Here is a 12,845-nt window from a genome sequence, read left to right as displayed (position 1 = left end):
GTAACTCTCCGGTTACGGGGGGATTTCCGGATTGGCCTAGCCTCTGCTCCACTGCGCCGGATGTCAATAGACTGTCCCCGTGACCAAGAAGCGCCCCCAGAGCTCCGCGGTGCCCGAGCGGATGGAGCGTCCCCGCCTGTACGTGCAGCTGGCCGACCACATCGCGCGCTTCATCGAGGCCCAAGGGCTCTCCCCCGGCGACCGCCTGCCCCCCGAGCGCCGCCTGGCCGCGGAGCTCGGCGTCAGCCGGGCCACCCTGAGCCGCGCCCTGGTGGCACTCGAGGTCCAGGGCAAGGTCGAGGTCCAGCACGGCAACGGTGCCGTGGTGCTCGCGCCGACCGCCTCCCAGGAGGCCGGACCGGACCTGCCGTTATTCCTGGCCGAGCGGGACCTGGGAGAGCTCGCGCGGGCCAGGGAGGCCGTCATGTCGGGGCTGGCGCGCAGCGCGGCGGCGCATCCCGACCGCAGCCTCCGGCTCGCCCTGCTCGACGCGGACGGCCGCCCGGTCCGCTTCTCCGACACCTGGCCGTGCGTACGCCGGCTCGCGGGCGAGAGCCTGCTGGCCGACCTCGACGATCTGCTCTCCGAGGCCGCGCCGCTGGACGACACCGAGGTCTCGGCCGACCGCCTGACCGCTCTCGCCCGGGCCGTCGTGGTCGGCGACGCCGACGCCGCCGCGGCCGCCTGCGCCCACCTGCTTCAGCTCTGACCCCATGAACGACGTGGGCCGGCCGTCGCTTTCATGGACGGGCAAACGCGCAGCACAGGGAACGGGGTCGGCCACGCGCGAGCGAATGCACCTTCGCCGGGGCGGGGCGTCAGCGCGCGTCTCCCGGGACGATCAGGCCGCCCTCGTAGGCGGCGATCACCGCCTGGACGCGGTCGCGCAGCCCCAGCTTGGTCAGCACGTTGCTGACGTGCGTCTTCACCGTGTGCTCGCTGACCACCATGGCCTGCGCGATCTCGGCGTTGGACAGCCCGCGGGCGATCATCCGCAGCGTCTCCTGCTCGCGTGCCGTGAGCACGGCCAGCCGTTCTGACGGCGGCGCGGCGGGCTGCCGGGGGGCCGCCCTGGAGGTGAACTCGGCGATCAGCTTCGTGGTCACCGACGGCGCGAGCAGCGACTCGCCGGCCGCCACCACCCGCACGGCGTGGACGAGGTCGTCGCGGCGGACGTCCTTGAGCAGGAACCCGCTCGCCCCCGCGCGCAGCGCGTCGTAGACGTAGTCGTCCACGTCGAACGTGGTCAGCATGAGGACGCGGCAGCGGCTCTGCGCGCACACGATCCTGGCCGCCTCGATGCCGTCCATGACGGGCATGCGGATGTCGAGCAGGAGCAGGTCGGGATCATGGTCGCGGACGGCCGCGACCGCCTGCGCGCCGTCGCCCGCCTCGGCGACGACCTCGAAGTCCGGCTGGGCGTCGAGGATCATGCCGAACCCGGCACGTACGAGCTCCTGGTCGTCGGCGACCACGATGCGCACGCTCACGCCGCCACCGCCGGGCCGGTCACGGGCAGCCGTACGAGGACCTGGAAGCCCGGCCCTTCGGCGCGCCGGCCGATGACGGCGGTGCCGCCGCAGGCCGCGACCCGCTCGCGGATGCCGATCAGGCCGTTGCCGCCCGAGGGCAGCGAGGACGCGGAACCGGCGCCGTCGTCGGTGATATCGATCATGAGGGTGTCGTCCTGCCAGGCGAGTCTGATGTCGGCGCGGGTCGCGCCCGCGTGTTTGACGATGTTGGTGAGGGCTTCCTGAGCTATCCGGTACGCGGCGACCTCCGCGTCGGGAGGCAGCCGCCCCGGCTCGCCGGAGGTGGAGTATGTCACGTCAAGCCCGGCGGCCCTGACCTGGTCCGCCAGGTCGGCGACCGCGGCGATCGTCGGCTGCGGCGCACGTGGGCCCTCTTCCTTCTTGAGCACGTTGAGCAGGCGCCGGAGCTGGACCATGGCGTCGCGGCCGGCCGCGGCGATCGCGTCGAACGCGGCCTCCGCCCTGGCCGGGTCGTTCCTGACCACCACCGGTCCCGCCTCTGCCTGGACCACCATGAGGCTGACCGCGTGGGCCAGGATGTCGTGCATGTCGCGGGCGATCCGGGCCCGCTCGCGTTCCGCGGCCCGCTCGGCCTCGACCTGGCGCTCCCTGGCCAGCTGCGCCGCCCGCTCCTCCAGGGCGGCGGCGTGGTCGCGGGAGACGGCGGCGGCCCGGCCGATGGCGTACGCGGCGACGAAGAGCACGACGCCGCGCATCGCGGTCTCGGACGAGCCGACCAGGAGCAGGCCGCCGCCGATCGTGAGGACGATCATGATCCGTCTCGGCCATCTGGCGGAGTGGGCGGCGACGGTGTAGACCGCTATCAGCCCGCCGTACCAGATGGGCTGGGCCGCCACCTCGTCCACGACGTCGTAGCAGGCGGTCGCGCAGAGGCTGGCCAGCAGGACGGCCACGGGCGCGCGCCGCCGCCAGACCAGCGGCACCGTGGCGGCGACCACGACGACGTAGCCCCACCAGTGCCAGGGCCCGCCGCCGGGGTTGTCGCGGGTCAGGAGCGGCCACAGCTGCACGACCAGCAGCAGGCTCGCGAGCGCGGCGTCCAGCCAGATCGGCGGCAACGCGCTCGACCACCGCCGGACGGGGGCCAGGAACCTCAGCTCGGACACAAGGCCCAATCCTGCCCTCCCCCTCACGCGAGAGCGGCGGCGGGCCTGGGCGCGGCGGCGGCCGTGCGGGCGAGCGGGACGAAGGAGACCAGCAGGCAGACGGCGCCGAGCGGGATGAGGTCCTTGTCGATGAACGGCAGGACGAGGTCGGCCAGCACCAGCACCGGCGTCCACGCCTTGACCCGTCCCATGGCCGCGAGCTGCCCGACGAGGGCCAGCTGGCCGAGGTAGAAGAGGATCGGCCCGCCCTCGTAGACCGCGATCGGCACCCCGGGAACCGCCTTGACCTGCTCGAACAGGACGCTCATGCCGGCGTGGTCGGCGGCCATGAACCCGACCGCGATGTCGATGCCGAACTGCGCGAGCAGCGCCACGACGCCGGCGGTCCCGGCCACCGCGCTCACGGTGGACAAGGCGTTCCCGCCTGCCATCCGCCGCATCTGCCAGAAGATGCCGACGAACAGGACGAGGGCCGCCATGAAGGCGAGATGGCCCGTGGTCCACGCGAGGCCAGGACCGCGGCTGCCGTCGAGGCCGTCGAGGATGCGGATCACGCCGTAGGCGAACACGAGGACGGGGGCGGCGATGAATGCGATACGAGAGTTCATGGGGAAGATCCTCGGGCTCACCTGGGGTGGCGGGCATCGCCGGTGAGGGCGATTCCGGGACTCACTCGCGAGAGTGAGTGCGAATCGGTCTTATGACCTAGAATCCGACGAATGTCCCCCGCCCTCGCCCGGCTGGCCTGGTTGGACGCCCTGCGAGGGCCGGCAGCGCTGGCCGTCACCATGCACCACGCCGGCTGGACCTTCGTTCCGGCCTTCTGGGCGGAAGTGGACCGTCACATCGACTTCGGCACGTGGGGCGTGTTCGTGTTCTTCCTGGTCAGCGGGTACATCATCCCCGCCTCCCTGGAACGGCGCGGCGACCTGCGGGCCTTCTGGACCGGCCGGGCCTTCCGCCTCCTCCCGCTGCTGCTCGCCGCCTGCGGCTCGGCGCTCGTCCTCGCTCTCGCGGGCGTGTTCCCCCTGGAGCCGACGCTCGGCGACCGCCCCCTGCCCCTGGTCGTGCTCGGCAACCTGACGATGCTGCAGGAGCTGGTCAACCTGCCCGCCGTCGTCAGCGTGACGTGGACGCTCTCGTACGAGATGGCGTTCTACCTGCTGAGCGTCGCGCTGTTCGCGACGCGGCATGCGCACAGGTCGGCGGGAATCGCCGTCACGCTGGCGTTGTCTGCCGTGCCCCTGGGCCTGCTGCTGCCTGGCGCGACGATCGGCGGCCGCGCCGACCTGGCCGCCGTGCTGCTCTGCCTCGCGGTCGTCGCGGCCATCGCCGTGACCGTGCTCGGCCACGGCAGGACGCGTACGGCCGCCGCGGCCGCGGGCGGTCTACTCGGGCTCGCGCTGGTGGTCCTGGGCAGCCGGGCCGGCACCTGGCAGGGTGTGATCATCCTGGCCACGATGTTCGCGGGAACGGCGATATACCGCGCCGAGCAGGGCACGATCTCCTGGCGCGCGGCCGCGCTCGCGGTCGCGGTGGTGCTGGGGTGCGGGATCCCCGCCAAGGACGAGCCCGCCTGGGCGGCGGCGATCGTGCTGGCGTACGGCTTCTTCGCGCTGGCCTTCGCCCTGCGCCGGCGGGCGTTCCCGCGCTGGCTGACGCGGCTCGGCGTGATCAGCTTCTCCCTCTACCTGCTGCACCCGATCCTGCTGCACGTGCTCCCGCACGTGGCGCTGTTCTTCCTGGCGCTCATCCCGCTCAGTCTGCTCACCTACCACCTGATCGAGGCCCCGGCCCAGCGCCTCGGCAAGCGCCTGCTCCCCCGCGCCACCGAGCGCCGATGACGGGGGTGGTCTTCCCGGCTCGTCAACCCGTGTCCGGGCCGGCCGCAGTCACCTGACAGGGCGTGAGTAGATTTTTTACTCATATGTGTCATTTTGGACTTATCGCCGCCTAAGCTTCGTGGATGCGTTATGTCCCTTTTGCCCTGATTGTTGCTGCGTCGATCGCGTGCACCGCGACGCCCGCAGCGGCCATCACAAACGGCTCCGCCGACGGTGAGACGCACCCCGAAGTGGGGGCCCTCGTCGACGACAAGCAGTATGAAGACGGCACATGGACTTACTGCACCGGCACGCTCATCTCGCCGACCGTCTTCCTCACCGCGGCCCACTGCGGGAAGGACAAACCGAAGACGGCCCGGGTCACCTTCGCCAGCCACTACAAGCCCGGGGCTCCCGTCTACACCGGCCGCTTCATTGCGGACCCGCGGTACAACGGGAAGTCCAACAACCATGACATGGCCGTCGTGGTCTTCAATACGCCCATCCCGGGCATCAAGCCCGCCCAGCTGCCGGCCTCAGGGCTGCTCGACCGGCTCAAGGCCGACAAAACCCTGAAGTCCATGCGTTTCACTCCTGTCGGCTATGGCTCGCTGGCCCCGGTGAAGAAGGGGCGCGACCAGAGTTTCCATTACACCGACACGCGCCACCAGGTCTCCATCTCCTTCAAGGACCTGTCGCGCAGGTGGCTGGACCTGTCCCTGTCGTCCAAGGGCGACGGCAGCACCTGCTTCGGCGACTCGGGCGGCCCGAACTTCCTGGGCGGACCCGACTCGCACCTCCTCGTGGCCACCTCGATCAGCGGGGCCGACGACGCCTGCAAGGCGACCAACTACGACTACCGCCTGGACAGCGCCACGGCCCGGCACTTCCTCGGCAAGTACGTCACCCTTCCCTGACCCGCCCGCGCGCGCCCGGCACGGGGACCGCGCTCACCTTCCCTGAACGGGCAGGCGAGGCGTTTCATTGTCCGGGCCCGCGCCGACAATGCCGTCCGGGCCCGTGCCGGTGTTGTCACCCGGACTCGCGTCGGCGTTGTCGCCCGGGCCCACGTCGGCGTTGTCGCCCGGACTCGCGTCGGCGTTGTCGCCCGGGCCCACGTCGGCGTTGTCGCCCAGGCTCGCGCCGATGTTGTCGCCCGGGCCCACGTCGGCCTTGTTGCCCGGGCTCGCGTCGGCGATGCCGTCCGGGCTCTCGCCGAAGATGGGACTGGGCGCCGCCGCGTGGGCGGCCCTGGGTTGCGGCGCCTGATCGACGAGCGTCTGGATCGCCGTCCTGCGCCTCTCGATGCCCGCCACGTCAATGCTGATCCGCCGCCTGCTCCGGCTCTTGCCATCTACCACGGTCGGGAGCGTACTGATCCGGAAACCAAGAGCGGGTCACGAGCACGCCCGCTTTCCCCCGGCCGGTCCGGCCTACTCGATGACCAGGTTGACCGGGATGTTGCCCCGGGTGGCGTTGGAGTAGGGGCACACCTGGTGGGTGGCCTCGACGAGCTCGCGAGCCGCCTCCGGCGAGATGGAGTCGGGCAGCTCCACCCGGAGCGTGGCGTCGAGCTGGAATCCGCCCTTGCCGTTGGGCGAGAGGCCGATCTCGGCCGTGACCGCCGCCTCCGAGACATCGAGACCCTTGCTCGAGGCCACCAGCCGCATCGCCGAGGCGAAGCAGGCGGCGTAACCGGCGGCGAAGAGCTGCTCGGGATTGGTGCCCTCGCCGTCGCCGCCGAGCTCCTTCTGCAGAGCCAGCTTGACGTCCAGCCTGCCGTCCGAGGAGACCGCGCGGCGGTCACGCCCGGCGGAGGTCGCGATGGCGGTGTAGATGCTCATGTCAAAGCCCCTTCGAAAGTCCAGACAGACCTGTCTGTCTGGCGATGACAGCAGAGTAGACAGGTCTGTCTGGTATCGTCAACTCGTGAGCGCAGAAACGTTGAAAGGCAGTCGGCCGAGCTCGGCGCGCACCCGCGTCCTCGAGACCGCGACACGCCTGTTCTACGCGGAGGGCGTGCACTCGGTCGGGATCGACCGGATCATCGCCGAGGCAGGCGTCGCCAAGGCCACCTTCTACCACCACTTCCCGAGCAAGGACGACCTCGTCCGCGCCTACGTGGAGGAGCAGAGCTCGCTGCAGCGCACCGTGGTCGCCACGATGCGCGCCGGCTCGCCGCGCGAGACGCTGCAGGCCATCTTCGCCTTCATGTGCGACTTCGGAGCCGGTCCCGGCTACCGCGGATGCCCCTTCGTCAACACGGCGGCCGAATATCCCGACCCGGCCCACCCCGTACGACAGGCCATCGCCGAGCACCGCCGCTGGAACCGCGACCTGTACCGCGACCTGCTGGCCGCCGACGGCCACCCCGACGCGGAGCGGACCGCCGACATCCTGCTGCTGCTGCGGGACGGACTCGTGGTCGGCTTCGACCTCGACGATCCGGCCGCGGTCCGCGCCGCCGTCCACGAAGCCCTCGCCAGGGTGCTCGGATGAGCCGGCCTTCACTGCAGGCCGGGGAGGAAGAGGAATTGGACTCCTGCGGAGCAGGGCAGGAACAGCTGATGCGCTCCCAGGGCGGATCAGCGTCCGGTAGAGTCGCGTCCGCGGGTTGCGAGAACCAAGCCTCCCGCGCGTGCTGATCAAGAACCAAGACAGCACATGCGTTTCCAAGCTTGCCGTACCAAACCGGGTAGGTTCCGTCCCGGCTGGTGTTGATGGAGTAAGACCTTGCTGGTCGCTGACCTGCGGGGCTTCCTGAGCCAGGAATCCCCCTGCCTTCAGCTGGGGGAGGGTTCAACAATCCACGGGAATCAGCGCGAATCGAGGAAGGGGGAATTGCGTACCGGAGAATGGCGCATGTCCATGATCCGGTCATTCATCTGGAGCTCGATGCTGGTCCAGGTCCCGGCCTCAGCGCAGGACGCAGAACTCGTTGCCCTCGGGATCGGCCATCGTCACCCACGCGCCGTACTCGGCCAGCACGCGCGCGCCCAGCCCGACCAGCCTGCGCACCTCCGCCTCCAGGTCGTCGGCCGTGAGGTCGAGATGCAGGCGGTTCTTGACCACCTTGGGCTCGGGCACGAGCGTGAAGAAGAAGCGCGGCCTGACACCGGGCCCCGCCTCCACCAGGACGCTCGGGTCGTCCTCGGGATCGTCGATGCCGTTGCTCCGCAGGCGCTCCAGCTCGGCCTCGTCATAGGGGGCGACCTCGTAGCCCTCGAGCGCCTGCGCCCAGAAGCGGGCGAGAGAGGCGGGATGCCGGCAGTCGAGCACGATGTCGTGGAGGCGCGCCATGGTCACATGCTGCCACCGCGCACGGTGACCGATGAAGTACGGTCGGCGCTGGGCGATGCAGGAGCCGAGCGCCGACCGTACACCGACCATGGTAGACGCCTCCTGGCACCGGTCCGGCGTGGCAGTATTGACACCCTGTTGAGCCGGTGTTTACATGTGGCCCCAAGCTGTGATCAACACAATTGCGCCGACTTGGGGAGTTGCGGGCAATTTCCATATGGCGCCGCCAATCCTCAGCTGGCAACGGAACGGGGCGCGCTGAGCATGAGGCCGATGCTGCGAGCAGAGAACCTCACCAAACGATTCGGCTCACTGGTAGCGGTGAGCAATGTGAGCTTCGCGGTGCGGGCGGGGGCGATCACCGGCTTTCTGGGGCCCAATGGGGCGGGAAAAACGACGACGCTCCGCCTTTTCCTCGAACTCGTCCATCCCACCTCGGGCTCGGCGCTCATCGACGGCAAGCCACTCCACGAGTGGCCGGTTCCCAGCCGCAAGGTCGGCGCGGTGCTGGACGGCCACTGCACGCACCCCGGCCGCCGGGCCGTCGACAGCGTGCGCTGGGCCGCCCGGCTGGCCGGCGCCGGAGCCGACGCCGAGGAGTTGCTCGACCGGGTCGGCCTGACCGAGGCGGCCGGTCAGCGCACCGGCGCCTTCTCCCGCGGCATGTTGCAGCGCCTCGCGCTGGCCATCGCGCTGGCCGGCGAACCGGAGGTCCTGATCCTGGACGAGCCCATGAACGGCCTCGACCCAGAAGGCATCGCCTGGATCAAGAACGTCCTGCGCCGCTTACGCGACGAGGGGCGCACCGTGTTCATCGCCAGCCACCTGCTGGCCGAGCTGGAAGACCTGGTGGACGACCTGGTGGTGATCGCGCGGAACAAGGTCGTGGGCAGCGGCTCGGCCGGGGCCTTCATCGACCGCTTCCAGCCGCAGGCCCTCAGCGTCCTGTCCGATCAGCCGCAGGCCCTCGGCGCCGCCGTGAGCCGGGCCGGCGGGCAGATCCTCGACACCAACGGCCAGCGCATCCTGATCAGCGGCCTGACCTCCAACCAGCTGGGCGAGATCGCCCGCGATGCGGGCATCGCGCTGTTCGGCCTCACCGAGGAGCGCAGCCTGCGCACGGCCTTCAACGCGGCCACCGCCGACGCGGCCGATATCAGGGACGAGGCCTGCTAGACACGGCTTCGTGTAATCGTTTTCGGGCCACCCCTTCGTGACCACCACCGCCCCGGGCCACCCGCGCGCGCCCGCACGCCGGGCCGCACCGCACCCGCCGGGCGGCCCCCAAAAGGCCGCCCCCTTCACGTGTCCGGGCGGCCCCCCGAAAAGCCGTCCCCGTCACGCGTGCCTCACCGCCTATGCCGTCTCCGTCACGCGTCCCTCGCCCCGAAGCCGCTGGTGTCAAGCGCCCTGGGTGGCCAGGTGCCCTGGGCGGCCAGGGCGTTGCCGTTGATGAAGGCGCGGGCCTGCTTGGCCCTGAACGCGGTGCGCTTCATGCCCGAGACCCGGGCGATCTCCTCGGCGGTCGCCAGGTCGTCGTAGGCGGCCTTGGGGTCGCCGAGCAGGATCCGCGTCGTCCCCAGGTCGAGCAGGATGTCGGACTGCACCACCCGGTCGCCGATGTGGATGGCTATCTCCAGTGCCTCGATCAGCTTCGGGTACGCCTTCTCCGGCGTTCCCGCCTTGGCCGCGTGCATGGCCACCGCGCGGCGGATGCGGGCCTCGCTGCGCAGGCTGCCCGCGTCGCGGCACAGGCTGAGCGCGCGGTCCAGGCACTCCCGGGAGGCGGCCTCCTCGCCGGTGCTGTGCAGCACCGTCGCCAGCCCGGCCAGGGCGTCGGCCTCGGCGAGCACGTCGCCGCTGCGGTGCAGCGCCGCCACGGCCTCCTGGTAGACCTCCCGCGCGGTGGCGGGCGTCTGGTTGATGCGGTCGAGGTCACCGATCAGGCGCAGGGTCAGCCCGCGGCCGTGATCGTCGCCCAGGCGCTGGAAGATCGCCAGCGCCTCCTCCAGGCGGTAGGCCGCGCCGGTGTAGTCGCCCACCAGCAGCGCGCGGTGGCCCAGCGAGTACGTCAATACGGCCTGCCCGCGCAGGTTGCCCGCGTTCGTGACGCTGGCCAGGGCGATCTGGTGTGACTCCAGCCAGACGTCGAAGCGCGCGCCGGCCTCGAAGAACGCCAGCGGTGCGATGGCCAGTTCCCAGCAGGTCTCGGGGAAGGCCACGGCGCGGCGTACGAGGGCGAGGTTGATGTCGATGTTCGCCTCGAACCAGGCCGAGCCCTGCTCCGTCCGCGCCCGGGCCCCGGCGGGCCGGTAGCGGGGCGCCGTGCCACGCGGGATGGAGTTGTCCTTGCCGCGCATGAAGGCGTGGGCGGCGTCGGTCAGTGCCAGCCAGCCGCCGAAGGCACGGCCCACGGCCGCCGTCAGGTCCTGCTCGTCGTCCTCCACGCGGGCGCGGGCGGCGCCGAAGCCGAGCAGCAGCTCGTGGCAGTGGTAACGCTCGCCGCCCGGCAGGGGTGTGACGAAGTGGCTCTCGGCCAGCTCCTCCAGCAACTCCTCTGCGGTGTCCACGGGGACGTCCGCGAGCGCGGCGGCGATCACGGCCGTTACCTGAGGAATGCCCAGGTAACCGATCCTGCGGATGAGCGAGCGTAGCTCGGCGGGCAGCGCCTGGTATCCGCCCAGCAGCGTCGGAGCGATGCTCTTGCCGCCGTGCCGGAGCTCGCCGAGGATCCGCGCCGGGTCGGCCAGGCGTTCGGCCAGGCGCTGCAGGCTCAGGTGCGGCCGGGCGGCCAGCTTGGCCGCCACGATGTCGAGTGCCACCGGCAGCCCGTTGCACAACTTCACGATCCGGTTGGCCGCCGCGGGCTCGGCCTGCATCCGCTGCCGGCCCGCCCCGGTGGCCAGCAGGGTCCTGGCCGCGGGGGCGTCCAGCGGAGCGAGGTCCACCGTGACGGCGCCGCGTGGCAGGGCCAGCGGCGAGCTGCTGGTCACGAGCACGGCGCAGCCGGCGTGCCCGGGGAGGAACGGCCGCACCTGCCCGGGGCCGGTCACGCCGTCCAGCACGATCAGCACATGCCGTACGGCCAGCACACTGCGCAGCAGGGCGGCGCGCGCCCCTGCGCCCTCGGGGATCTCCTCCGCCGCCACCCCGAGCGCCGTCAGGAAGCCCGCCAGCACCTTGCCGGGGTCGTCGAGATCGTCGGCGAACAGCTGCCCGTCGGGGAAACGACCGGCCACGCGGTGCGCCGCCTCCAGGCTCACCGCGGTCTTGCCGGCGCCGCTCGAGCCGGTGACCACCACCAGAGGGGAGATCTCCTGCTCGGTCAGCCCCTCGACGATCCGGCCCAGCTCGCCGTCCCGCCCGGCCAGCACGCCCGGACGGGCAGGCAGCTGCCTGGGCACGTCCGCGACCAGGTGCGTCAGCTCCAGCGCGGAGTCCTGACGGAGGATCTGGAGCCTCAGGTCGCGCAGCGTGGGGCTGGGATCCGTGCCGAGCTCCTCCCGCAGGCGCTCCTCCAGGTCGGTGAAGGCCTGCAGCGCCTCGCTCCCCCGCTGGGAACGGTAGAGCGCGATCATGAGCTGGGCGCAGAAGCGTTCCTTCAGCGGGTGCTGGTCGGCCAGGTGCTGGAGTTCGGCGATCACCTCGCGGTGCCGTCCAAGCGCCAGATCCGCGTCGATGCGGGCCTCGATGGCGGCCAGCCGCCGCTCGTTCCAGACGGCCGCCTCCGCCATGAACGCCTCGCTGTCGAGGCCGGAAAGCGCCGAGCCTCGCCACAGTTTGAGCGCGGCGTCCAGGGTCTTGGCGGCCTGGGCGTGGTCCCGCTTGTCGGCGAGCAGGCACGCCTGGTCGTACATGCGCATGAAGACGAAGGCGTCGATGCTCTCCTCGGCCGCCTCAAGTCTGTAGATGTTGTCGTGTACGTCGATCGTCACACCGCTGCGCCGGAGCTCGCCGACGCCGCGGTGCACCTGGTTTCTGGCACTCTTGGTTGGGGTATCTCCATATATCGCGTCAATAAGGCTGTCAACGGATGCCGAGCGAGTGGGGCTCAGCAACAGATGGGCCAGCACCGCACGCGATCGACGGGTGGCCAGTCTGATCTCGTTTCCTTGTTGCCATATTGCCGGTTGCCCCAGGATTCCAAAGTGCATCAACAGCACATGCCCCCTCTGGTTCGCTCCCCGATCTCTCCCACCGGACAGCTCTGTCATCGTTCGTGGGCACTACTCACCTTGGCTGACGCAAGTGTGACGATCCCCACTTGCAGCTGACTTTCGGATCGCCATAAAGCCGGACATCTCAGGAACACATCAGGGCGATTTTTTCGGGCAGAAGGCGCTAAATGCCTGCTTGTCGTGTTCCGTTCATGATCGCGCATGATAGATGTCACATCGCCCCAATGACATAGGCGCCTACCGGGTAAAACGGCCCAGAGCCAGACTCCTGGTATGTCCACAGAGTCGCCGATCCGAGTTCTACTCGCCGTCGACGAGCAGCAGACTCGGCGGGTACTGGCCGCCCTGCTCAGCCTGGAGCGGGGGATTCAGGTCATCGCCGAGGCCGGTCATGGGGACGACATCGTCCACGCGGTCCGGCGGCACCGGCCCGACGTGGCCGTCATCGACGCCGAGCCGCCCGGGAGCGACGGCCTGTCCGCCGCGGTGCGGATCGGCGGCCGCTGCTCGATCGTCGTCCTGACCAGCTTCGGCAGGCCGGGATACCTTCGCCGGGCGATGGCCGCGGGGGTCGGGGGCTTCCTCGGCAAGGACGCGTCCGCCGACGAGCTGGCCGCGGCGATCCGCAAGGTGGCCGCCGGCGGCCGGTACCTCGACACCGAGCTCGCCGTCGCCTCGATGACGACCGGGGACAGCCCGCTCACCGACCGCGAGCGCGACGCGCTGCGCCTGGCCGGCGGCGGGGCCACGATCACGAAAATCGCCATTGAGCTCCACGTGTCCGAGACGATCGCACGCGGGCTCGTTTCCAGCGCGATGACCAAACTCAACGCGGCGGGCCATCACGAAGCCGTCCACACCGCACGACGACAGGGCTGGCTGTGA

At 70.6% G+C, this 12,845-nt stretch carries 13 protein-coding genes; 6 read left to right on the top strand and 7 right to left on the bottom strand.

Annotated elements, in window-relative coordinates; translation table 11 throughout:
* The first annotated feature begins 79 nt into the window (after positions 1–79).
* Positions 80–709 (top strand): FadR/GntR family transcriptional regulator, encoded by a 630-nt coding sequence (locus tag ACIBVN_RS03620; RefSeq protein WP_397132262.1) that lies wholly within the window; start codon positions 80–82, stop codon positions 707–709.
* A gap of 109 nt (positions 710–818) precedes the next feature.
* Here the strand turns inward: ACIBVN_RS03620 and ACIBVN_RS03615 are convergent, their stop codons facing one another.
* Genes ACIBVN_RS03615 through ACIBVN_RS03605 form a run of 3 tightly spaced genes read right to left on the bottom strand, consistent with a single transcriptional unit; the run spans position 819 to position 3,267 of the window.
* On the bottom strand, positions 819–1,490 hold the full coding sequence (locus ACIBVN_RS03615; protein WP_397132260.1) for a response regulator: 672 nt from the start codon (positions 1,488–1,490) through the stop codon (positions 819–821).
* Positions 1,487–2,659 (bottom strand): sensor histidine kinase, encoded by a 1,173-nt coding sequence (locus tag ACIBVN_RS03610; protein WP_397132258.1) that lies wholly within the window; start codon positions 2,657–2,659, stop codon positions 1,487–1,489. The genes ACIBVN_RS03615 and ACIBVN_RS03610 overlap by 4 nt, the downstream gene beginning before the upstream one ends.
* Positions 2,660–2,682: 23 nt before the next feature.
* Positions 2,683–3,267 carry a hypothetical protein gene (locus ACIBVN_RS03605; RefSeq protein WP_397132256.1) on the bottom strand — a complete coding sequence of 195 codons (585 nt, stop codon included), beginning with the start codon at positions 3,265–3,267 and terminating at the stop codon, positions 2,683–2,685.
* Positions 3,268–3,378: 111 nt separating this feature from the next.
* Here ACIBVN_RS03605 and ACIBVN_RS03600 point away from each other — a divergent pair, with 111 nt between their 5' ends.
* Both ACIBVN_RS03600 and ACIBVN_RS03595 read left to right on the top strand, forming a co-directional pair.
* Positions 3,379–4,503, top strand: a complete 1,125-nt coding sequence (locus ACIBVN_RS03600; RefSeq protein ID WP_397132254.1) for an acyltransferase family protein — start codon at positions 3,379–3,381, stop codon at positions 4,501–4,503.
* A 122-nt stretch (positions 4,504–4,625) separates the two neighbouring features.
* Positions 4,626–5,399 carry a S1 family peptidase gene (locus ACIBVN_RS03595; protein ID WP_397132252.1) on the top strand — a complete coding sequence of 258 codons (774 nt, stop codon included), beginning with the start codon at positions 4,626–4,628 and terminating at the stop codon, positions 5,397–5,399.
* A gap of 33 nt (positions 5,400–5,432) precedes the next feature.
* On the opposite strand, the gene ACIBVN_RS03590 is transcribed toward ACIBVN_RS03595, so the two are convergent.
* Both ACIBVN_RS03590 and ACIBVN_RS03585 read right to left on the bottom strand, forming a co-directional pair.
* Complete coding sequence (locus ACIBVN_RS03590) at positions 5,433–5,843, bottom strand: hypothetical protein (protein WP_397132250.1); 411 nt, start codon at positions 5,841–5,843, stop codon at positions 5,433–5,435.
* Between the two features lie 72 nt (positions 5,844–5,915).
* Positions 5,916–6,326, bottom strand: coding sequence for an organic hydroperoxide resistance protein (locus tag ACIBVN_RS03585; RefSeq protein ID WP_349454003.1), 411 nt, complete (start codon positions 6,324–6,326; stop codon positions 5,916–5,918).
* Between the two features lie 85 nt (positions 6,327–6,411).
* Here ACIBVN_RS03585 and ACIBVN_RS03580 point away from each other — a divergent pair, with 85 nt between their 5' ends.
* Positions 6,412–6,981: a TetR/AcrR family transcriptional regulator gene (locus ACIBVN_RS03580; protein WP_397132248.1), complete on the top strand. Its 570-nt coding sequence runs from the start codon at positions 6,412–6,414 to the stop codon at positions 6,979–6,981.
* 417 nt (positions 6,982–7,398) lie between these two features.
* Here the strand turns inward: ACIBVN_RS03580 and ACIBVN_RS03575 are convergent, their stop codons facing one another.
* Positions 7,399–7,872, bottom strand: coding sequence for a VOC family protein (locus ACIBVN_RS03575; RefSeq protein WP_397132246.1), 474 nt, complete (start codon positions 7,870–7,872; stop codon positions 7,399–7,401).
* Between the two features lie 183 nt (positions 7,873–8,055).
* On the opposite strand from ACIBVN_RS03575, the gene ACIBVN_RS03570 reads away from it, so the two are divergent.
* Positions 8,056–8,958, top strand: a complete 903-nt coding sequence (locus ACIBVN_RS03570) for an ABC transporter ATP-binding protein (RefSeq protein ID WP_397132244.1) — start codon at positions 8,056–8,058, stop codon at positions 8,956–8,958.
* Between the two features lie 194 nt (positions 8,959–9,152).
* Here ACIBVN_RS03570 and ACIBVN_RS03565 read toward each other — a convergent pair whose 3' ends face one another.
* Positions 9,153–11,753: a BTAD domain-containing putative transcriptional regulator gene (locus ACIBVN_RS03565; protein WP_397132242.1), complete on the bottom strand. Its 2,601-nt coding sequence runs from the start codon at positions 11,751–11,753 to the stop codon at positions 9,153–9,155.
* A 480-nt stretch (positions 11,754–12,233) separates the two neighbouring features.
* Here ACIBVN_RS03565 and ACIBVN_RS03560 point away from each other — a divergent pair, with 480 nt between their 5' ends.
* The gene (locus ACIBVN_RS03560) at positions 12,234–12,845 is read left to right on the top strand and encodes a response regulator (RefSeq protein ID WP_397132240.1); all 612 of its coding nucleotides are present in this window, start codon (positions 12,234–12,236) and stop codon (positions 12,843–12,845) included.

The organism is Nonomuraea sp. NPDC049400 (genome assembly GCF_044466425.1).
In the GTDB taxonomy this organism is placed as follows: Bacteria; Actinomycetota; Actinomycetes; order Streptosporangiales; family Streptosporangiaceae; genus Nonomuraea.
The sequence above is the reverse complement of the archived record's forward strand: the minus strand, read 5'-3'. Positions and strand labels throughout refer to the sequence as shown.

Bases quoted from the DNA above. Each gene is read 5' to 3' on its own strand.
- ACIBVN_RS03605 (WP_397132256.1), bottom strand. From the start codon at position 3,267: ATGAACTCTCGTATCGCATTCATCGCCGCCCCCGTCCTCGTGTTCGCC.
- ACIBVN_RS03600 (WP_397132254.1), top strand. From the start codon at position 3,379: ATGTCCCCCGCCCTCGCCCGGCTGGCCTGGTTGGACGCCCTGCGAGGG.
- ACIBVN_RS03595 (WP_397132252.1), top strand. From the start codon at position 4,626: ATGCGTTATGTCCCTTTTGCCCTGATTGTTGCTGCGTCGATCGCGTGC.
- ACIBVN_RS03585 (WP_349454003.1), bottom strand. From the start codon at position 6,326: ATGAGCATCTACACCGCCATCGCGACCTCCGCCGGGCGTGACCGCCGC.
- ACIBVN_RS03575 (WP_397132246.1), bottom strand. From the start codon at position 7,872: ATGGTCGGTGTACGGTCGGCGCTCGGCTCCTGCATCGCCCAGCGCCGA.
- ACIBVN_RS03570 (WP_397132244.1), top strand. From the start codon at position 8,056: ATGCTGCGAGCAGAGAACCTCACCAAACGATTCGGCTCACTGGTAGCG.
- ACIBVN_RS03560 (WP_397132240.1), top strand. From the start codon at position 12,234: ATGTCCACAGAGTCGCCGATCCGAGTTCTACTCGCCGTCGACGAGCAG.